Raw genomic sequence first — 20,698 nt, 5'->3', positions numbered from 1 at the left:
TTAATCGGGCCAAGAAACGAAAAATGCCTAGCGGTTCAAAATTCTATTTGATAATTATGTCAAATCTGGTCAGCAGGCCGGCTAAATCGGAAGACAGGAATTTGGCTTTTCGGATATTGTTGCGGGTGGGATCGATGGTGAAGTTCTTACTGCTTGAAAAGTCGACGCCCGACAGATTAGAATTTTCAAAAACAGCGTCCCAGAAATCAATGTTATGTATCCTGCATTTCGATAAGTCAGCGCCGGTGAAGTCGGCACCATGAATTTTGCAGTTACTGAATGAAGATTTATTCAATTTTTTATTTTCGAAAATTGCATAATCAAGAATGCAGTTTTCAAATATTGCGGCAAAGGCAAATTCCTTGCTTTCCGTAAAGTTGACACCAGTTAATTTGCAATTAACAAACTGTACATCAGATATTTTGCAATTCCGAATCAGCGCATTACTCAGGTTGCAATCCTGAAATATGCAATCAATAAATTCAATGCCTGAAAGATCGGTGAAGGTGCAATTGGAAAAACGGATTTGCTCAAAATGATCCCCGTCCAAGGCGTCCGAGCTGAAATTCTTGTCTTTAATAACTTCCAGATGATGGGTCATTAACATGAATACTTATAATGCTGACAGCAAGAATGTTAAATGTATTTTTTTATGATGGACTCTAATTGGTCGGCCTGCACTACCCCGGACTGTCGCCACATTGCTTTTCCATGTTTGAAGACAATGAGCGTGGGGACTCCCTGGATTTTATAAGCATTCGCTGCGGATTTGTTTTTATCCACATCCACTTTAATGATGGTTGCACTATCTCCCAGATCGGCCTTCACTTTTTCCAAAATCGGTTTCATCATTTTGCAAGGCCCGCACCATTCGGCCGAAAAGTCTACCAGGACCGGTTTAATGCTATTTATCAATTCTGAGAACGTTGCCATTTTCAAATGCTTTTTGATTTACATAACCAATCAAAAGTAAAGATCGTGCCAATAAATGCTGAAAATGGATTGATTAGCCCCACTTCGTCCGCAGGAATTTGCTAAACCGTTTCTCTATGATTTCGAATGTAAAATGGGAATAGCACACTGTGAGGATAATGGAGGTAACCAGGGAGACGGCGATCATCATTTCACTTTTGGGCGACTTCAAAAGTCGAAAAAGCGCCACATTGACGAAAATTAAGACGATCGCATGATTGAGGTAAATAGAGTAGGAGATTTTGCCGAGGTACTGAAACGGCTTGGTAGAAAGCATTTTTGTTACTACTCCTGTCGAGCTCGTAAAAATCACTATCCCGATCGCAAACAGGAAAGGAAAAGTAAGTTTCCATAAATTCCATTCCCAATGATGTGCGCAATACATGGCCGAAACCAGTATGATCAGAAAGGGGATTTCCAGAAAAGACAGATAGAAGGTCTTCCTGCGTAGCAAAAGATGTGTGAATATTCCAAGGCAGAAGCAAAGCAACCCACGCACAAAACCATAGTCATAGGCAAGCAAATATTCACCTCTTGAAAAGATAAAAATGCCCGATATGATCAGCAAAATCGTAAAAGCCAGATATTTCAATTTCGGCAAAAGCAGAATAACAATCCCGAAAATAATGTAGGAAATCATTTCTGCGGAAATAGACCACGAGGGATAGTTGTTAGCGATCCAAGCCCCTAAAATGGGCGTGGAGCCCATGAATGTAATGGTATCCAATGTAGTGGAAAAGTAATATTCAGAACCCAGGCTGCCGACATTTTTCATGGGACTTTTTTCCCCCAATAAATTGGCGATTAAAAAAACAATTTCAGTAAAAAATAAGAGCGGATACAAACGGATGAACCGTTTTTTGAGAAAAATAAAGAAGTCGTTTGAGCTTTGAATACGATCTACGTAGTTCAGGGCGATCACAAAACCACTTAAAACAAAGAAGAAATCGACAAAAAGATTGGAATTGATGACGAAAAAATTGTCGTAAAGCGGCGAGGTTTTGAACGCATTATGATGATGAGCTATGACCAGTACCGAAAAAATCCCCCTTAATCCATCCAGTTGTTCTACTCGGTCTTTCATGCGTTTGATGGTTGCCTTACCAAATTGATATTGAAGGCAGGTTTTCCTGGAATTTAAAAGGATTTACGTTGTAACCGGAGCCATTGTTTGCACAACAACAGGCTTTCTGTTAAAACTGTCGAGATAACGAATTCCAAGAAAGCGCATCATTACTGAGTAGGGAAACCAGAATGCAATGTCGTAAGGTCGGCCGCCGGTCACCAGCAACACCATCATGGAAAGAAAAAAATAGGCCAGAAAGGTACTAAGCGGATTGGTATACCTGCGTATTTCGCGAATTGCAAAAACGAAAAGGAAAAAATTGAAACTGGCAAAAAATATAAATCCAAAGATGCCGTGACTTACCCAGGCTTCCAGAAGCGGGACGTCGAGGTAATCGCTCTTATATCCTCTGCCCAGGAAAACATCCCATGAGAACAGGGTTTCCATAAACTCGCCAAACCCGCTTACACGGCCCATCGCGGAATAATCCACGTCTGCGGAATCGGTAAGCTTTACACCTGTGGACGTAAATACTACATCCATGATCCGGTCTTCGAAGACATCCCAGTAATTGAGCAGCAGGCCCATTATGTCCCCATATCTGGAGAGAAAATAGTTGATACCCACAAGTATAATGACGATGAAGATTACATTCCTGAATTTGAATGCATCCCCAACAGCTGAAACGAGGTGGGAAAATTTGAACCGAAATATAAAATAAGCGCCCGCAGCAATGCCCAGACCGAGATAGCTTGATTTAGCAAGAGACATCACTACCACTGCGAGGCCAAAAAGCATGGAGAAAAACAGGAATATCTTTGTAAAAATGCCTTTGGTGCTACCCAACATTACGAAAGCAGATACTAAACATATCACTCCGTTACGCGCTGTAATGTGTGGGTTACCACCGGGTTGGGCGCCTTCATTGGCAAAACTAACCGCCGCGCGCATACCGGGAGACCAGTTGGGATCGGTTATAAGGGAGTATACGAGTGTAATATTCGTGAAAAATGAAAACAGGAAGAATACAGCGATCAGGGTATCTTTGACATCATTGGGAACGTGCAATAGCAGAACAATGAACCCGAATGTGAAAACGTAGTTTCCAATGTCAGCCACGGATTTCCCCTGGTGGTTCATGAAGAAAAAGTAATATAATGTTATGAGGAGAAAGCCTACCCCTAGATTAATCAGGATGACATTTGGCTTATAAAGCCGCTTAAATAAGTGAAGCGGCAACATCAAAATCAGGGCCAGAGAGAAAAAAAGTGCTGTAAAAACGCTGCTGGCAGGTCCTACTCCCAAGGTATCACGAATAAAGAAAATCAGTGGAAACCCGTTGAACATCATTGCGATGCCCACAGAGTATCTGAGATAGTTAAAATTAGTCACTACATTAAATAAACTCCAATTCATCTGGACAGTCTGAAACTGATGTACTTGATATCCAATCGCAGGATGAAGTATGCGATTTTTCGAATACGGCACCAAAGATACTTGATTTTGTTAACAGCCGGGGGACTGTTCGGAGAAATGTACAATTTTTGTATTCTATGGTGCTCCTCTACGCCGACTGAAGCAATGTTAGATGATTTGGCATCTGCATGGACACGAAGCGCCCCTGCCAGTCCTTCCACCTTGCGGGTAACCGTGTTTTTCTGAGCGGTGTATCGGGTTATGAATTCATAGTCAAATGCAAATCGGTAGCTCTCATCAAAGGCACCGTATTGCTGAACTAGGGAACGTTTGAAAAATAAGGATTGATTGTGGATCTGCATTCCTTCGAGCACCTGACAATCAAAATTGTAAGAAGTGGTTTTGAGAATTTCGGTTACGTCGTCATCCGTGGATATCATATACAGATCGCCGTAGAGTATGTCTGCAGATTGTTTTACAGCAGCTTCTCCAAAACGTTTGAAGGTACCCGGGAAATATACATCGTCGGAATTTTGGAAACCAATGTATTCCCCTGTTGCCCGATCGAGGGCTTTATTGATGGCATGAACCTGGCCACGGTCTTTTTCGGATACCCACCAGGAAAGATACTTTTCATATTTTTTGATGACCTCCACACTCTGGTCCGTTGAGCCGCCGTCCACAATGATGTATTCAAGATTAGGGTAATTTTGGTTCAGGACACTTAGAATAGTCCTTTCCAGAAATGCTGCCTGATTGTAGGAAGGCGTGATGATTGTTAATTTTGGATACTTCTCCTGCTGCCCGACAGATTTGATTTTTAATGCGGATAGAAAATCCCTCAGATCCTGTGTGCTTTTTTCGAGAAAGTGCATAGACGCTTTATTACTTGAGTATGTTAAAACTGATCTATGTATACTGAAAGAGACTTCAATGTCTTCGCAATATTATTTCTAAATAGCCTAAAACGCTTAACATGAATGGTTTTCCCAAAACCAGGCCTGTAGTCGGAGTGTTTCAACCCTCCATATTTTTTTAACGTATTTTTATATTCGGCAAAAAAGTTTTTGAAGACACGATTACTTGATAATAATGCCACATAATCTGACCAAATGGGATCAAAATAGGAAAGCCCGGCAAAATCGATCGAAATCAGAGCCGCGCCATCGACAAAATACTTGCCATTCTCAAAAGTCAGCTTCCTGTTAAGTACCTCGTGCAAGCCGTAATGCCATCCTGGATGCCTTACTACCGATGTTTCCGGAACCCAGATCGGCAGGTAATTCAGCCAGAGCTGATCCATATTCATTCCTTCGCAAAGATCGAATTTCGCCCTGTCGACAGTCCTTTCTGCCCACCATTGAAGAACCTTAACATTTGTAGGGTTAGTATTTAATATCCAGCTTCCAGCGTGAAACATTCCGATATTCAGAATCCTCTTGTCATCAAGGATAGCGGATGCTGCAAGGGGCTTCACAATGTTTGGGGTTAAAAAGGCTGTTGAAGAGGAATTTAGGATTTCGGAAAAGCCTTTTAACAAAATAACAGTTGGAGCGAAGAATGTAATTTGCCTGCAATCGGAATACTTAGCGACTAATGTTAATGCAAACCAAGGTCGGCAAGCGGCAAGTAACTCAAAATCAATATATTGATTTTTCATAAACTCCCATTGCGGAACATTTGCTTCCGTAACTGAAAGCACATTTATATGCGGAGGGAGGCCAACAATCGGATAAGTATCGACCCAGCAAAGGTAAAAAGTATGATCCGGTTGATGTTCTGCTACCGAATTCGCCAGAGCCAGTGCATGCGTCAGGTTCGTTCGGTTACAAACAGTGTATATAATATTCATGTACAATTAGTCCGCTTCAGGCAATGTTTTGAAATAGGGCGCATATTGAATATTGGCCCTTGAAATGCCTGTTAATGCAAATGGAAGACTTTTAGCCCCATTAAAGTTGATTGCATTTTGAGCAAAATGTTGACGGACAATTGCAGTCGGTTTCCTAAGGTATGGCCAGAAGCGATTTGCTTCTATGTCCCAAAATACGGAATCGGCATGAATCAGATCATTATTGCGATACTGATAAGCCTCCTTTTTCTTACTTTTCAATGTTTTGGTCATATGTTCAATCTGGCAAAGGTATAGACCATTATCCGTATACCCTTGTCCGAACGCTCGTTTTTCATCTTCTTTCAAACCAGTAACCCTTGAAAGGAAGTCGTCGTTCACCTGTTTTCCGCTTTGAAAAACCGGGGCAGCTTTAATATAATCATAACCTTGCTTGCACCAGTAATAGAGTTCGTCCTTGATTACCCAGCTGTTAAGTTCATGTACAAGTAAAAAATCACACCAATTGAAGCGTTCATAAAAGTCTTCAAGCAGAAAGAGGCTTGCGAGGTGATCCCTGGATCGGAAATATTTTTTTGGAAAATAAATGACGTCTATTTCCTCATTGTGTTCCTTAATAATGGAAAGATCAGCGCCCTCAAAAGTGATGAAAATTAAAGGGTACTTGTATAGTGTTGCAAGACAATGATGCAACATTTTCTCCTCCGTAGGATTGATCTGCGGGTTTAGGATAGGGATCAATACGGATACAAGTTCTTTCATCAGGTCGTTTCCACCAAATCAATCACAAAGTTGACCGGTGTTTTTAGCAGTTTTCTGATCCGCTGGTAACGACGGGCAATATCAGGCTTAATGTAAGCGCACTGAAATTTACGATAATACGCGTTGCCGTTTTTTAACAGACTAGTTCTGTAAAGGTCAAATAGTGGAGCGAGGTCTGTACGGTCGGCTAATTCGAAACGGTTCTGATATTTTGATAGCATGTTAGGTTTTGCAGGATCGTAACCGCTGAAATGAAAGAAGATCAAAGGATTGTCACCATTTACTAAATGCGTATCGTCTTGTATTGTAAAAGTCCGTTCGTGCATGTTCCAATAGGCTGCATTGTACCCAGGATTTCTCTCAATACGGGTACTGGGGACGAAGATAGGAAGAAAGTTCATCCAGTTCTGATCCACAAAAAGCCCACTGCAAACATCATTCAAGCATTCAAACCGTAATTTTTCCTCCCACCATTCAATGAACCTGTTGTTTTCCTCGCTTCTGCGGAATGCCACGAAACCGAGATTGTAAACGCCAGTGTTCAAATGATGAACTTCGTTCGGTGTCATCTGGTCCTCAATCGGCGTGATGATATGGGGCGTAAGCACGGCATTATGCGTAGCCAAAGCATTCAAAAGCTCGGTTAATGGCTGAAAGACAATGATATCCGGGTCGAAATAAATAACATTGTCGGCTTCCGGGTAATGTCTGAAAAAGTAGGTGAAATAAAACGGTTTTACCGCTGTATTCAACTCGGTAATATCATATCGGTCCGCCATGCCCTGAAAATCGCTGATTTCAATTTTATCAATTTCGATCATTGGAAACGTGGGGGCGAAAGAATCCTCGAAGGCAATATCTTTCAGGGAATCGACCAGGCCGACAAAAAATAAGATTTCTGGGTTAGTAGATTTGAGTGAATCTCTTAACGTCCGGGCCTGCGCTAAATAATTGATTGAACAGATGGTAAAGGCAATGGTCATTGATTGTGTTGTTCCGAAACCTGCAAAGGCAGATACTTTTGAATGATGGCTTCAATGCTTCCGACACTTTTCTCGGTATTGTGCCTCTCCAATACTTTTTTGCGGCCATTTTGCCCCAGGGTATCTCTTAATGTCGGGTCAAGAACCAATTGGATAACTGCCTCAGAAGCAGCAGAAATATCCATATAAGGGACCACAAATCCTGCGTCAGATTCGATCAGTTCAGGAGCGCCGCCCGCATCCTCAAAGCAAACCACAGGAATTTCCTGCAATGCAGCCTCGAGGACAACCAAGGGATAAGGGTCTTCTCTTGAACTTAGTAAGAGTACGTCGAAACGGTTAATGTAGTCAAGTGCGTGGGATGTAGGAGGTACAAGGATAATCCTGTCGCTTAACCCCATCAGCCGAATGTCACTTTCAATCAGTTCGTAGATTTGATGTTGCGGACCTGCGCCGACCCAAACAAAGTAAACAGGTAAAGGATGCGTTTTATGGATAACGCGTTTGGCGATCCAGTTGAAAATGTCATTTCCTTTACGCCATTCAGCATTTCCGCAGCCTCCAATTACAATGGCGTCCTTCGGGATTTTATAGGTTTTTTCAAGAATGTCGCGCTGGATTGTTTTCAATTTCCGATCAATATGCTCGTGATCGATTAGCGTGAAAGTGCTGACGTGTTTTTCAGGATAGTCGTATTTTTTGATGTAGTAAGCGGCTACTGCATGCGAAACTGCGATCAAATGATCTGTTTTCTTTAAAAGGAAATTCAGGGTTTTTTCATGTGAATAAACCTTTACAGACATGGCGAGTTCATGCACAAACAAAACCAGCGGCAGATGGTGCAGGAATTTCAGGAAGTCATGATAAACGCCGGAATTTGCTATTGAATTGACGAAAACCAAGCCAATATTCTGTTGCTCCAATTCAAAAACGATCTTCTCGTTGACGCGCTGTACTGAGCGATCCTGATATAATTTATAGAGATTGACTTTTTTGAGAAGTTTTCCGGTAAAAGGATTAGAAGCGACTTTATAGGTTTGATAAAGTCTTGTCATACTAATAACCTCCTCAAATTCACTTTCCAACTCTCCTCCATTGCAAAGCAAGAGGTGCATGGGAACGCCGCGTTCTTTCAACAGCCTCAACAATTGCAACAGCAGCAGCTGACTTCCCGCCCTGTTCGCATCATGACTTACAAATAGTATTTTCTTCGGCTCCATTAACCCAATGATTGCTATCTTAAACTTTCGATATTCCTATCACTACTTCTGCTCAGCTATCAATTCGTCAGTAAGCTTCATGACTAAGTTTGCCGGGAACCTTCTTGGCAGGATTCCCGATATATATTCCCCATTCTTCTGTTTCTTTTGTTATGGCCGACGCCATACCTACCAATGTGCCCTGCGCGATAGTCGTATAATCGCGGATGGTACTGTTCACTCCAAAAAATGAATAGGATTCGACCAGGCAATGCCCGGAAAGAACAACATGTGATGTGAAAAATATGTGGTCTTTGATCTGACCATGGTGGCCGATATGGTTACCGCTCCACATCACCACATTATTGCCGATGGTGGTAAACGGTTGAATGGTATTGTCTTCGAGAATAAAGCAATTGTCCCCGATCACATTATCAAAAAGAGTTGCTTTGGAACTGACATAGGAGATAAACTGATATCCTTTTGACTTCGCCTGATTGTAAATTGCTTCCCTGTTCCGGTTCATATTGCGACCGGTCATAGGCGCAAAAAAGGAATATTCGGCTGGCGGAAACAAATTTTCTACATCTTCAAACGCAACAATCGGCAAACCTTTAAACGACTCATTTTCTAGATATTCACGATTGATAGTAAAAGCAACTACTTCATGCTCTGAGTCATGTGTGATATAATAGTGTGCTAATTCAGCGGTATCGAGTACTCCAAAAATGATAATTTTCGCCATTCCTAAATGAGTTGGTAAGCCTCTAATTGTTTCCTGATTTCCTTAGGATTGTTAAACATCAGCACATCGATAACTGACAACCAAGGTACAAAAGCATTTTTAAATTGGGGATAAGGGCTTGAAACACTCTTCATGAAGTCAAGTTTTATTCCTTCGTTTTCAAATCTGCCTTTATCATATAACTCCATTCCTCCAATCGGATTAATGTAGTGGCTGGCATTTTCCTGTTTGCAGATATCCAGAATTCTTTCCTGTCCCTTCAGGTGCTTGTTATTATATATCGTCGAAGAGGGGGTAATTTGAGTCTCAATTTCCATTGCCGCAGAGAACCTTGACATGGCATAAAGAGCCAGTTCACAAATAGTTTGAACTTCTAAATTTACAATTTCTTCGATCAGAACAAAAACCTTTTGATAATATGGTGCTTTCTGGTAAGACTGCTGAATGGTTTTTAGAAATTTTTTCTGCCACGGGTCGTTTCGCGCCAATTCCACTTCATAGATCAGCTTATTTTGGCTGGCGTCCTTCAATGGAATTGTAAAAAGATGGGAATTGCCGCCAACCAGGATGTTATTTCGGTTAATCCAGCCCTTATTGATAAAATTGACATCGTCGTAAATGATGAACTTATCAACCGCATTAATGAGCTGAAAATAGCCAATATACGGAAAAATATAGGGCTGCATAATGGCAATCGTCATGGGCTGTTATTTAAGTTTCCGGAGGTAATAATCCTCGCCTTTCACATCCAGGCCTGTCATAGTTGTGTCGGATCCAAGGCGGATATCACTTGGCAGGGCTTTGATTTTGCTGGTATCATTAATTACGCTTCTTGCATAAAAAAGATAGTCAGCGTCTTTGGGTATCGGCTTCAAACCTTTTTCAAACGGGTGAATCGTGATCAGCCGGCGCGTAAGTTCTGCCCCGTACAAAGGGTATTCGAAATCGTCATTAATTGTCGCAAGGGCCACCGTAGCGTTTTGAGGAACCAGTGAATCAAATTTCTCATAAGCCTTGGTAATATCCGGCCGGGCAAACGTCTGAAACTGAATGCGTTTTGCTGAAAGCGCAGACTCATAACCGTAAGCCGGAAATGGCAGGCAGCGGATGTTGAGATAAACAGACATGACCGCAGAAATACAGGCTAACCCGACAATGATGAGAATATAGCCCTTCCAGACATTGCGCCTGGGTTTTGTAATGGATAACCGGTGATGCGAAAATAAAAGCAAAAGGAAAGGCACGCCGAACAAACCGGTTTCAATAAAATATCTTCCTTTAAAAGGATCATAAGGTGCTGAATAAGAAAGCGCCGCAAAGTGCAGGCAAAACGCCAGCGCCAGAAACCAATGCACCCTGGATCGAAAAACACGAATGAATACCAGGAGAACAAGCGGCAATATCAATGCAAATCCAAAAATGCCCCAATAGGGATTCGCATTATAATTATTAAACCGCCTCTGCATTGAAAATGGCAGAATGGAAAAATCAGTTTCTTCATCCAGACGCATATGCATCTTTTCTTCCAGGATCGCGATAGGCTTTCTTATGGTAGTATTCAAATCGTAACCCCATTGGGCATTACGGATCCCGTCCAAATTGAAAAATTCATAGGCATACCGAATCACATTCCGGCTTCCCTGTTCAAATAAATTGGATAATGGGCCTGCCCGTTCTATGGACTGATGTTTTAGCGAGGTAGGAGGGCCGATCGGATGCCCAAAGACCATGATGTTTTTGATGTATCCGGTTGGGAATGTATAGATAAGCATTGCAATAAAGATCGAAACAGCCAGTTTCAAAAACCTGTTGAAAAAAACCTTCAAATCCGGAGCAAGGAAAACGGTATAAAGCATGATCACAAAAACCGACGGCAGCAAAAGCACGAATGTAACTTTATGGCCGAAAACGATGCCAAATGCCATCCCCGACAGATATAAATATCGGTTTTGCCTTGTTGTGTAATAAGTAAAAAGAAAGTAAAGAAGGCAGCTCAGATAGGCGGTCATTACAATGTCCGTTTCTGTTGTTACTGCCTGCATCAGGAAATCCAGGAATATGCTGTAAGCCAATGCACAAAAAAAGCTGGCTGACAAGTTTCTGCCAATGCGCTGCGCAATTCCAAAGACGGCTACCAGCGTAACATAATAGGAGAGATGATGGATCAGCTTGAATGCATTTTCAACTTTACCGCTGATCAGGTAACTGTATATCTGAATGGTAGTCAGGCTTTTAGGATAAGTATCCATATTCCAGTTTGTACCACCGAAATGTTCCATCGTACTCCGCTGAATGTACCGGATCGCGCGGTTCAAATGACCTGTCATGCTATCCCATTCATTTGGGATTGTAAAAAACACTAAAACCAGATTGGTCACCGCAATCACTGCAAGTGTACCGAACATGATGATGAATATTGTTTTTAAATAAACAGATAGCTCTTTTGTCCAGAGACGAAATGTAGTCGCCCGGTTGGCCAGAATTTTTCTAACGGAGAAGGATTGGTTCTCCCTGACCAGATAGGACCAGCAGAAGTAATGAATAAGCAATGTAATGTAGGTGCCTGTTATCCAGGCAAAAATATTGGCTGTCAGATCAAGTGCAGACAGTACAAATCCGGTAGGTATGACACTTCCGGCAAATAAAATGGAGCAGGTGATGATCCATTCGGTCAGCGAAGGCTGAGAAATCTTTTTTGCAACGAAACCAATGCCGTATAAAAAAAGCAAAAAGGATAGCCAGTAAAGAAGCACCATTCGACTACGGTAATAGGTGACCATTGATAATGCCCGCTATCCGCTCAATATCTGAGTAAGGAAGACCGACATATAATGGCAAACTTAACACTCTTACCGATATATCTTCCGAAACAGGGCAGGCAATTTGTTTGGGCATGAAAGAAAGGGTGTTTAGCGACGGATAAAAATACCTTCGTGGAATAACTTCTTCAACACGTAAAGCATCCATTACTTTGAACATCACTTCTTCGGATGGAAAAACGACAGGGTAATAAGCGTAGTTGTACTCAACATCCTGGCTAATAGTCGGTTTGAAAAGAATATCCCAGTTTAAAAGGTTGTCATAAGCATCGAAAACCGCTTTGCGGGCCTGGATGATTTTAGGCACATGCGGAAGATTGACCAATCCCATTGCCGCATGAAACTCAGAGTTTTTACCGTTGATACCCGCAAATAAATAATGTTCGTCGCCTGAATGTCCGAACGCGCGGAGCATATCCAGTTTGCGGTCCAGTTCGGGATGATTGGAAATCAACGCACCTCCTTCAATGGTATGAAAGACTTTTGTAGCGTGGAAGCTGCAGGTGCTGATATCACCAAATGATAGCAAAGAGCGGCCTTTATAAGTTACGCCAAATGCATGGGCCGCGTCATAAATCACCTTTAAGTTGTGCTTTTTGGCAATTACTTCAATCGCCTCAATGTCGCAAGGATTACCGTATACGTGCGTGGCCAATATAGCGGTAGTAGCAGGCGTAATAGAATTTTCTATCAGCGCTGCATTGATATTAAAAGTTTTTGGATCAATGTCAACAAAAATGGGCGTGCAATGTTCCCAGAGAATAGCATTGGAAGTAGCGCAATAGGAAAAAGGGGTAGTAATCACTTCAGCCGTTATTTCCAATGCTTTAATGGCGATCTGAAGAACGATCGTGCCATTTCCACAAAAATATAAATGATCGACCTTGAGGTAATCTTTTAATTGAGTTTCGAGCTTTTGAAGGACAGGCCCGTTATTCGTAAGGTATCCGCGCTCCCAAATTTCCCGGACGTACTGCAGATATTCTTCCTGATCTGGTAAAAAGGTTTTAGTGACGTTAATCATTCACTACGTGTTCAGTTTGGCGAATGGAAAAATTAAGTTGGGGGCGAATATAACCAGGCCATTTGCCATACCAGGTAACATTTTCACGATAATCTTCAACATCAAATACGAGCGCTTCTTCCATATTGTACAAAACAGTACTGGTATCCCTGACAATCATCATCGACACAACGTAAGAGCCGTCATTGAGGAAGTTTCCAGGTATTTCGCAAACCCCACTCACAAGTCCTTTTGCAAATGGCTCCGATTGGGTACCGACATTGAAGATACATTCACCGGTAAAGGTGTATAAGTGCATACTTAAATTGATATTGGCACCTTCTACAAGATTCCAGAATTCGAACTGGAAATTAATAGGGGTCCTGACGTCAATATGGTTGAGATCGTCTTGATATTCAGGGAAGATCTTAAATCTTTTTACGCGGACCTGATCAGTTCCTGGGGCGTTTTCTATATTATCCCAATGCTTATCCAGCATTTTGTGGGAAACTTTACTAAGGTAAGTTGTAACAATATGGGTTGTTTCCCCTTGCTCGATTAACCGGCCTTTTTCGAAGTAAAAGGATTTATTGCAAAGTGCCTGGATGGCTGTAAGGTTATGGCTTACAAATATCAATGTCCTGCCACTTTCGGACACATCCCGCATTTTCCCAAGACACTTCTTTTGGAATTCCGTATCTCCAACCGCCAAAACTTCGTCTACAATCAGGATTTCGGGGTTAAGGTGAGCTGCAATTGCAAAACCCAGCCTTACATACATTCCGGAAGAGTATCGTTTTACGGGAGTATCCAGGAATTTTTCAACGCCCGCAAAGTCTACAATGGCATCAAATGATTGTTTGATTTCATTTTTGGACATTCCCAGAATCGCTCCATTGAGAAAGATGTTTTCGCGCCCTGTCAATTCCGGGTGGAAACCAGTTCCTACTTCCAGTAAGCTGGCAATCCGGCCTTCGATTTTGATCTGGCCGGTAGTAGGTTCGGTAATACGGCTTAGTATTTTAAGGAGCGTTGATTTTCCTGCGCCGTTGTGACCCACAATTCCTATACGGTCACCTTGATCTATGCTAAAATTGACATCCCGAAGTGCCCAGAATTCCTCTTTTTCAGCAAAACCGGAGTTATCTTTCTTTCCAGAAAACCATTTGTCCATCTGATCCGTCACGATATCTCGCAGGCTAGATGGACCATTCTTTCGCTGGTGGTCGATGATATATCTCTTGCTGATGTCTTCAGCTACAATTACAGGCATGCCCAAGTATTATTGTTCAGATATGATCCACGAAAGTTTTCTCTTTTCTACGGAAATAAACCAAAGATAATATCAATATCAAAAAGGAGATTATTGCCGTTGAGTACAAACTTTGTGGATTAAAATAGGACTCATCTCCAAGCAGGCACCATCGAAATCCATCGATGATCCCAACCAGGGGATTCAAATTATAATATTTTTCAAACCAAGTGCCGTGCGCCAGTCTTCCGCTGTAAGAAACGGGGCAGACATATGTTCCTACCTGCACCAAAAACGGGATCAACTGACCGATGTCACGAAACCGCACATTTAACACTGCAAAAAACAGGCCGAAACCCATTGAGGTAATAAATGTAAGTAAAATGAAGCAAGGAAGAAATACGATTTGCCAGCCTATCGGGTGTTTGAAGAAAATAGTCATGATCACATAAATTCCGAACGTGATCAGAAAATCCACAAATCCAACGGCAATTGAACTCAAGGGCATCAGCAACCTTGGGAAATAGACTTTGGAAACCAGGTTGGAATTAATCAGAATGCTATTGCTGATCTGTTGAAATGTGCTCGAGAAAAAGGTCCATATGGTAAGTCCTCCCAAAACGGTCAATGGAAACGGAACGCCCGGATCACTCCGTATTTTGGCCAGATAGCTAAAAACAAAAACCATGACCATCATAGTCATTAGAGGTCTCAATACGCTCCATGCAACCCCCAGTAAAGTTTGTTTGTAACGAACTGAAATGTCTCTCTTGGAAAGGATCCACAAGAGCTGGCGGTTCAACCAGAGGTCCTTCCAGTAGTCTTTTTCGGAACCTCCTGCCTTTATCGTAGTTGTGTGCTGAACAGTCGCCATTTTATGCCCTTTCTATTTTTGGAACAGTAGTGAAAACGGTCCTGAAATAAGTAAGGATCAGCGCTATCATTAGTCCCGCAAGGGCACCGATTTTTGAGTTTCTTTGATCTTCACGTTTCACATCCAAAGGAACCTTGATCCCCTCAATTTCTGTAAAAAGAGGAGCTTCACGGACAAGGGACACACGCATTTTTTCTGCATTGGCCATCGCTTCGTAATAAAGTTGTTGGAGAAATGAAGATTTTCTTTCCATGCTATTTGTAGAAACCTTGGCCTCAGGCAGCATAATTTGCTGACTGTAGTCCATCTGCCTGGCGAGCCTGTGTTCAGCAATCCCTAGCACAGAGGCCAGAGAGTCGGCGCGATGTTGGAGGAGACGAAGCGTTTTTCTTGTTTTTTGAGTCTGGTTCTCTGTATACATTTCCTCCACCGTCTTCAAAAGGGTAGTAACCCACAATCCGGCCAGGGTCTCATTTTCCATCTTGGTAGCAAGCATAATAAATGAGGATTTACGGTCCAATGCTGCTATTTCAGTTACCTCTCCCGTTCTCTGCACAATCATGTTGAGCACAATCCTGGATTTCATATCAAGTTTTTTAAGATCCCTGTCTTGAAACTGGAATGTTTGCAGGTCAGGTCTATCTTTCCAATCTGAAATCTTAATACCACTAGAATCAATGTAGAAGTTTGCCAGGATAACCTTTTTCCCGTGAACATCGACTTCCTTCATGAGGTTTCTTTCAAGGACGGGACGAGATTTTACAAAGTAAAAGAAGTTTTCCCCGGTGAAGATATTCGCGTCGGGTGCTGAGCCAAGGCCGAGTAAGCCAGCGACGTCACCAAAACCTGCGGCCTGGCTTCCGCCCCCAAGGTTGAATACGACATTGGCTTCGTAAGTATTCGGCTTTTTCAGATATGTATCCATTCCATACCCGATCCCGAAACCAATGATAGGCAATAGCAATATCAGTTTCCAATTTCGAAATATCGCAGTTTTAACTACGAGTACTTTCTCGACTACCTCCTTGGGAGTTAACTCGTCTTCTGGAACCTGATGTGGTTGTGCGATTGTTGCGGACATTATCTGATGGAGCGGAAAGCTAATACTGTGACGATTAATCCCATTACTGAACTCAACAGGCCTGTGGCTGTTGAAATGGTTTGCTGCGTATTCAATGCTGGCGCTGCTCTCATCGGAACGAAAATCTCTGAGCCCGGTTCAACTCTTGGATAGACATTAAAAAACAGGAACCGCCTTGTACGGTCAATATTTCCGTTAGGATATTTGATATAAGAGCTTTTTCTGAGGGATTGCGTCGTAAAACCGCCCGATTGAGAGATATAGTCTGAGAAAGTCATTCCTTTTCCGTACTTCACCGACGTCGGATACAGCACAGAACCGGCAACCTGAACCGTTTCCAAACGTTTGGGAATCCTGATAATGTCGCCTTCCTGAACAATAAGGTCTTCAAATGAACCCGGGTTTTTCAGAATGTTTTTGAGCACAATACCAATCTTCTCCTCCTTCACATTGGGGGTATCGCCAATAATGGTACCTTTTTTAATGCTTTGTTCTGTGACCTCAGCTTGTTCATAATCAGTAGGCTCTTCCAGGTTTTTAACCATTGTCCTCCGAAGCAATGTAGCCCCTTCGGGGTAGGCAAGATCTGTGAGGCCTCCCGCTCTTTTAATGATATCACTGATTTTATCATTCTTATTAACGATGGTATAAGGCCCGTTCACGAGCACTTCGCCTTCGACGAATACGGTTTGCTGTTCCACATAATTGGGCGATTTACGAACAATTACCTGATCAAATGGAAACAGCGGAAACCCGGAGGCCTTGCTGTTCAGTGAAAGGTCCCTGCTGACATCAAATTTAAAGACTTCTGAAATCTGTGCGTTCGCAGCACCTGCAATGCTATTTCTTTTACGTCTTACGACTTCAACCTCGGTTGTATAAGCCGATTCCTTCAATCCACCTGCCTGTACGAGTACATCTTCAAGCGTCATGTCGATGGTGTAAGGAAACTTACCTTCATTTTCACCAATTCTCGGGTTGTTCACTTCTCCTTCAACACTTACATAAGAAGCCTCCGCCATTTCAAATTTCGATGGTATAATGACCTGGTCAAGCCTGGTCAGGATCAGATCTGGTGCTGTATTATTGATAATGTCGGTATAATTGATGGGTATGCTTTGGATCACAAGGTCGTCGCGGGTACGCAATACGCTTACCCGACCTACAAAGGCATCCTCGCGTAAGCCCTGCGCATTTTCAATTAATTTCTTCAAGGATGGACTGCTATCCAGCGAATAGTCCCCGGGCCTCATGACGGCACCTTCAACGGTTACACGGTTTTCGAAACGATCAAGTACAGTCTCAACACCAATTGAATCACCCGTAGCGACTTCAAAAGTGCCAAAATTATCTTCTGAAACCTCGAGAAGTTTCCGCTCTTTGGAAGTTACCCTTTGGATTTTAAGTCTGGCCCTGTACGCCTTGTCCATAAAACCTCCTGAATAACGGAGCATATCCCCCAGTTTTTCTTCGGGCTTCAACTCGTAAATCCCAGGTCGTTTAACCATCCCAGTTATTTCCGCCCTCTTCAAATAATATCCGACTACAATGTTATCATTATCTTGTACGCGAATATCTCCGTCCACCTTACCATTTGAAAGGTAATCGTAGACATCCATATGCGCCACAACTTTACCATCGCGCACTACACGTACATCGCGGAAAGATCCAATTTCATTTGGGCCACCAGCCTGATACAGCGCGTTAAATGCAGATGAGAGCGAGGAAACGACATAAGTCCCTGGATTAATAACTTCTCCGGTAACAAATACCTTTATGGAGCGGACCGCGCCAAGCGTGACCATTAATTTGGTACGGGCGGTCGCTCCGCCACCGCCAAGCAGGCCAGGTACGAATTTCGAGAACTTGTCAATCAGTATTTTACGTACCTCTTCGATCGTATGGCCAGCAACGTGAACCGGCCCAAGCCTGGTTATAACAATGTTACCGTCCTTATTCACAATGCCTTCGTAAGAGCTTTCCGCGTAATTGTAAATGAAAATATTTAGTTCGTCACCGACGCCAACCACATAATTAGTGGGTGTGGCTATCTGTAAATCAGGAATCAGATCCAGATTTTTGTTAGCAAAAATAGAATAGCCGTATATACGTTGCCGTAATGTCTCTTTTTGTTGCTCTTCCGGGCTTAAAGTGCCTGTCGTATTCTGGTTTGTTTTACTTTGCTCATTGCCAGTTTCTGTATTTTGGACAGCCGGATCACCGGCGGCCTTTCCCTTATCTGTGTTTTGCTGTAAGTCGCCTTGTTGCTGGGTACCTTGTTGAGTACCTTGTTGCTGGGTTGATTGCGATGAGTTTGAACTGGCGGGCTGATTTCCTTGCGTATTTCCCGCACTATTGCTTCTTGGCGCTCCCGGTTGCGTGTTCCCCTGATTACCTGTTGAGGAAGGGGCTTGTGTAGAAGGAGCTGTTGGTGTTACCTGTGCAAAAGTGGGTAGGGCAATGATTAAACAAAAAAAATAGGGAAGTAGAGATTTATAACTTTTAGCCAATTTGAATCTGTTCATATGAAGAATTATTGTACTATTGAAATGCTTTAAATTCTTAAAAACTATGTGTAAGACTAGAATTTTTGAATTTGAGACCGGAGTATGCCTTGTTTTTGAATGTGTATATTAAGGCAAAGTAAATTAGATTTTTCCTATTTTTAAACAATTTCTATTTTTCGGCTCTCAGGCAGCTGTTGTGCAAAGTTATAACAGCGTAACGATAAAAATCTAAAATTATTAAAATACAATATTTAAAATCAGAATTCCGGTTAAAAGAATATTTATATATATGGAAAGTTCAAACGTTCAATACAATGAGGATAGCATCAGGTCACTGGACTGGAAAGAGCACATACGTCTCAGGCCAGGAATGTACATTGGAAAACTGGGTGACGGGTCGTCTATTGATGATGGAATTTATGTGCTGGTGAAGGAAATCGTAGATAATTCCATCGATGAACACATGATGGGCAATGGCAAAACCATCGAAATAAAAATTACGGAGCATAAGGTGGAAGTGAGGGATTATGGCCGGGGTATTCCGCTCGGAAAGGTCGTGGATTGCGTTTCTAAGATTAATACCGGTGGTAAGTACGATTCGGGGGCTTTCCAAAAATCGGTTGGGTTAAATGGGGTTGGAACGAAGGCTGTAAATGCGCTTTCGCAGTATTTTAAAGTACAGTCTTTTCGGGATGGGAAAACGAAAAATGCAGAATTTCATCAGGGCGGTCTCCTGAATGAATCAGGTGAAGAAGCTACGACTCAGCGTAATGGTACCCACATTGCATTTGAACCGGACGCGACGATCTTCAAAAATTTCAAATACATACCCCAGTACCTGGACAACATGATCTGGAATTACTGTTACTTAAATGCAGGATTGACCATCAATTTTAATGGTGAAAAATACATTTCGCAAAACGGGTTACTTGATCTGTTGCGTAGCAAATCCGACGCAGATTCTTTGAGATACCCAATCATACATTTGAAAGGGGAGGATATTGAGTTTGCGATGACCCACGGTAATCAGTATGGGGAAGAATACTATTCGTTTGTCAACGGGCAATATACAACGCAGGGCGGGACGCATTTGGCTGCATTTCGGGAAGCGGTTGTGCGAGCGGTGAGAGAACATTTCAATAAGGATTACGCGCCTGAGGACATTCGTTCGTCCATCATAGCCGCAGTTGCGATCCGGGTTCAGGAACCGGTATTTGAATCTCAAACAAAAACCAAATTAGGCTCCAATACCATCACACCAGATCCCAACAGCACAACTGTCCGCACCTTTGTGAACGACTTTATTAAAGAAAGACTAGACAACTTTCTGCATATGAACTCCGAGGCCAGGGATGCTTTGAAGAAAAGGATCGAACAATCCGAGCGGGAGCGCAAAGAATTGGCAGGGATTAAAAAACTAGCAAATGACCGGGCAAAAAAGGCAAACCTTCATAACAAAAAGCTCAGGGATTGCAGGTTACATCTCACAGACCTTAAAAATGAGTTTCGTTACGAAACTACCTTATTTATCACAGAAGGGGATTCGGCCAGTGGATCAATAACCAAATCGCGGAACATTCAGACGCAGGCGGTATTCAGTTTGCGGGGCAAGCCTTTAAATTGCTTCGGGCTTACCAAAAAGATCGTCTATGAAAACGAAGAATTTAATTTGCTACAGCATGCCCTGGATATTGAGAATGGTGTCGAAAATCTTCGTTTTAACAGGATTGTAATTGCTACCGACGCGGATGTGGACGGCATGCATATCCGGTTGCTTTTGATGACATTTTTTCTTCAATTTTTCCCGGATTTGGTTCGAAATGGCCATTTATTTGTCCTTGAAACGCCATTGTTCAGGGTGCGTAACAAAAAAGAAACCTTTTACTGCTATACCGAAGAAGATAAACAGGCAGCCATAAATAAGCTGGGAAGCAAACCTGAGATTACCCGTTTCAAAGGGCTGGGGGAAATATCACCTGAGGAATTCGGGCAATTTATCGGGGAGGACATGCATGTGGAGCCAGTAATTCTTCAGAAGGAAACTTCGATACAGAAATTATTGAGTTATTTTATGGGTAAGAATACGCCTGAAAGACAGCGTTTTATCATTGATAACCTTAAGGTAGAGAAGAATGTGGAAGAGTTGGCTTTGGCTGGCTAATGTTTT

General features: G+C 42.4%; 18 protein-coding genes. 1 reads left to right on the top strand and 17 read right to left on the bottom strand.

Annotated features, from left to right (window positions below; translation table 11 throughout):
* Positions 1-43: 43 nt before the first annotated feature.
* The 17 genes from FHS68_RS12350 to FHS68_RS12270 all read right to left on the bottom strand — a co-directional run bounded on the left by FHS68_RS12350 (position 44) and on the right by FHS68_RS12270 (position 18,549).
* Positions 44-601, bottom strand: a complete 558-nt coding sequence (locus tag FHS68_RS12350) for a pentapeptide repeat-containing protein (RefSeq protein ID WP_229211867.1) — start codon at positions 599-601, stop codon at positions 44-46.
* Positions 602-636: 35 nt separating this feature from the next.
* Positions 637-933, bottom strand: coding sequence for a thioredoxin (gene trxA / locus FHS68_RS12345; protein ID WP_167270399.1), 297 nt, complete (start codon positions 931-933; stop codon positions 637-639).
* A 73-nt stretch (positions 934-1,006) separates the two neighbouring features.
* A complete protein-coding gene (locus FHS68_RS12340) occupies positions 1,007-2,056 on the bottom strand; it encodes an acyltransferase family protein (RefSeq protein WP_167270397.1) in 1,050 nt (349 codons plus the stop codon).
* Between the two features lie 63 nt (positions 2,057-2,119).
* Positions 2,120-3,454 carry a hypothetical protein gene (locus FHS68_RS12335; RefSeq protein WP_167270395.1) on the bottom strand — a complete coding sequence of 445 codons (1,335 nt, stop codon included), beginning with the start codon at positions 3,452-3,454 and terminating at the stop codon, positions 2,120-2,122.
* Complete coding sequence (locus tag FHS68_RS12330; protein ID WP_167270393.1) at positions 3,451-4,329, bottom strand: glycosyltransferase family 2 protein; 879 nt, start codon at positions 4,327-4,329, stop codon at positions 3,451-3,453. The genes FHS68_RS12335 and FHS68_RS12330 overlap by 4 nt, the downstream gene beginning before the upstream one ends.
* Positions 4,330-4,352: 23 nt before the next feature.
* Positions 4,353-5,306, bottom strand: coding sequence for a hypothetical protein (locus tag FHS68_RS12325; RefSeq protein ID WP_167270391.1), 954 nt, complete (start codon positions 5,304-5,306; stop codon positions 4,353-4,355).
* 6 nt (positions 5,307-5,312) lie between these two features.
* Complete coding sequence (locus tag FHS68_RS12320) at positions 5,313-6,068, bottom strand: DUF5672 family protein (RefSeq protein WP_167270389.1); 756 nt, start codon at positions 6,066-6,068, stop codon at positions 5,313-5,315.
* Positions 6,068-7,051, bottom strand: a complete 984-nt coding sequence (locus FHS68_RS12315) for a glycosyltransferase family protein (RefSeq protein ID WP_167270387.1) — start codon at positions 7,049-7,051, stop codon at positions 6,068-6,070. The genes FHS68_RS12320 and FHS68_RS12315 overlap by 1 nt, the downstream gene beginning before the upstream one ends.
* Complete coding sequence (locus FHS68_RS12310; protein ID WP_167270385.1) at positions 7,048-8,271, bottom strand: glycosyltransferase family 4 protein; 1,224 nt, start codon at positions 8,269-8,271, stop codon at positions 7,048-7,050. Before FHS68_RS12310 ends, FHS68_RS12315 begins: the two co-directional genes overlap by 4 nt.
* A 67-nt stretch (positions 8,272-8,338) precedes the next feature.
* Positions 8,339-8,995 carry an acetyltransferase gene (locus FHS68_RS12305; RefSeq protein ID WP_167270383.1) on the bottom strand — a complete coding sequence of 219 codons (657 nt, stop codon included), beginning with the start codon at positions 8,993-8,995 and terminating at the stop codon, positions 8,339-8,341.
* A gap of 2 nt (positions 8,996-8,997) precedes the next feature.
* Positions 8,998-9,696 (bottom strand): WbqC family protein, encoded by a 699-nt coding sequence (locus FHS68_RS12300; protein ID WP_167270381.1) that lies wholly within the window; start codon positions 9,694-9,696, stop codon positions 8,998-9,000.
* Positions 9,697-9,702: 6 nt separating this feature from the next.
* Positions 9,703-11,751, bottom strand: a complete 2,049-nt coding sequence (locus FHS68_RS12295) for an ArnT family glycosyltransferase (RefSeq protein ID WP_167270379.1) — start codon at positions 11,749-11,751, stop codon at positions 9,703-9,705.
* A 4-nt stretch (positions 11,752-11,755) separates the two neighbouring features.
* Positions 11,756-12,838, bottom strand: a complete 1,083-nt coding sequence (locus FHS68_RS12290; protein ID WP_167270377.1) for a DegT/DnrJ/EryC1/StrS family aminotransferase — start codon at positions 12,836-12,838, stop codon at positions 11,756-11,758.
* The gene (locus tag FHS68_RS12285) at positions 12,831-14,090 is read right to left on the bottom strand and encodes an ABC transporter ATP-binding protein (RefSeq protein ID WP_167270375.1); all 1,260 of its coding nucleotides are present in this window, start codon (positions 14,088-14,090) and stop codon (positions 12,831-12,833) included. Before FHS68_RS12285 ends, FHS68_RS12290 begins: the two co-directional genes overlap by 8 nt.
* A 16-nt stretch (positions 14,091-14,106) precedes the next feature.
* A complete protein-coding gene (locus FHS68_RS12280) occupies positions 14,107-14,943 on the bottom strand; it encodes an ABC transporter permease (protein ID WP_167270373.1) in 837 nt (278 codons plus the stop codon).
* Position 14,944: 1 nt separating this feature from the next.
* The gene (locus tag FHS68_RS12275; RefSeq protein ID WP_167270371.1) at positions 14,945-16,024 is read right to left on the bottom strand and encodes a hypothetical protein; all 1,080 of its coding nucleotides are present in this window, start codon (positions 16,022-16,024) and stop codon (positions 14,945-14,947) included.
* Positions 16,024-18,549 carry an SLBB domain-containing protein gene (locus tag FHS68_RS12270; RefSeq protein ID WP_167270369.1) on the bottom strand — a complete coding sequence of 842 codons (2,526 nt, stop codon included), beginning with the start codon at positions 18,547-18,549 and terminating at the stop codon, positions 16,024-16,026. The genes FHS68_RS12275 and FHS68_RS12270 overlap by 1 nt, the downstream gene beginning before the upstream one ends.
* Before the next feature lie 271 nt (positions 18,550-18,820).
* Between FHS68_RS12270 and FHS68_RS12265 the strand changes: the two genes are divergently transcribed.
* A complete protein-coding gene (locus tag FHS68_RS12265; RefSeq protein ID WP_167270367.1) occupies positions 18,821-20,692 on the top strand; it encodes a DNA topoisomerase IV subunit B in 1,872 nt (623 codons plus the stop codon).
* The last annotated feature ends 6 nt before the right edge of the window (positions 20,693-20,698 follow it).

Origin of the sequence: Dyadobacter arcticus, from assembly GCF_011762185.1 — a bacterium.
Lineage (GTDB): Bacteria > Bacteroidota > Bacteroidia > Cytophagales > Spirosomataceae > Dyadobacter > Dyadobacter arcticus.
Note: the sequence above shows the minus strand (reverse complement) of the source record. Positions and strands in the feature narration are given on the sequence as shown.

Coding starts and splice junctions, on each gene's coding strand:
- FHS68_RS12350 (WP_229211867.1), bottom strand. CDS start 601: ATGACCCATCATCTGGAAGTTATTAAAGACAAGAATTTCAGCTCGGAC.
- trxA (WP_167270399.1), bottom strand. CDS start 933: ATGGCAACGTTCTCAGAATTGATAAATAGCATTAAACCGGTCCTGGTA.
- FHS68_RS12340 (WP_167270397.1), bottom strand. CDS start 2,056: ATGAAAGACCGAGTAGAACAACTGGATGGATTAAGGGGGATTTTTTCG.
- FHS68_RS12335 (WP_167270395.1), bottom strand. CDS start 3,454: ATGAATTGGAGTTTATTTAATGTAGTGACTAATTTTAACTATCTCAGA.
- FHS68_RS12330 (WP_167270393.1), bottom strand. CDS start 4,329: ATGCACTTTCTCGAAAAAAGCACACAGGATCTGAGGGATTTTCTATCC.
- FHS68_RS12325 (WP_167270391.1), bottom strand. CDS start 5,306: ATGAATATTATATACACTGTTTGTAACCGAACGAACCTGACGCATGCA.
- FHS68_RS12320 (WP_167270389.1), bottom strand. CDS start 6,068: ATGAAAGAACTTGTATCCGTATTGATCCCTATCCTAAACCCGCAGATC.
- FHS68_RS12315 (WP_167270387.1), bottom strand. CDS start 7,051: ATGACCATTGCCTTTACCATCTGTTCAATCAATTATTTAGCGCAGGCC.
- FHS68_RS12310 (WP_167270385.1), bottom strand. CDS start 8,271: ATGGAGCCGAAGAAAATACTATTTGTAAGTCATGATGCGAACAGGGCG.
- FHS68_RS12305 (WP_167270383.1), bottom strand. CDS start 8,995: ATGGCGAAAATTATCATTTTTGGAGTACTCGATACCGCTGAATTAGCA.
- FHS68_RS12300 (WP_167270381.1), bottom strand. CDS start 9,696: ATGACGATTGCCATTATGCAGCCCTATATTTTTCCGTATATTGGCTAT.
- FHS68_RS12295 (WP_167270379.1), bottom strand. CDS start 11,751: ATGGTGCTTCTTTACTGGCTATCCTTTTTGCTTTTTTTATACGGCATT.
- FHS68_RS12290 (WP_167270377.1), bottom strand. CDS start 12,838: ATGATTAACGTCACTAAAACCTTTTTACCAGATCAGGAAGAATATCTG.
- FHS68_RS12285 (WP_167270375.1), bottom strand. CDS start 14,090: ATGCCTGTAATTGTAGCTGAAGACATCAGCAAGAGATATATCATCGAC.
- FHS68_RS12280 (WP_167270373.1), bottom strand. CDS start 14,943: ATGGCGACTGTTCAGCACACAACTACGATAAAGGCAGGAGGTTCCGAA.
- FHS68_RS12275 (WP_167270371.1), bottom strand. CDS start 16,024: ATGTCCGCAACAATCGCACAACCACATCAGGTTCCAGAAGACGAGTTA.
- FHS68_RS12270 (WP_167270369.1), bottom strand. CDS start 18,549: ATGAACAGATTCAAATTGGCTAAAAGTTATAAATCTCTACTTCCCTAT.
- FHS68_RS12265 (WP_167270367.1), top strand. CDS start 18,821: ATGGAAAGTTCAAACGTTCAATACAATGAGGATAGCATCAGGTCACTG.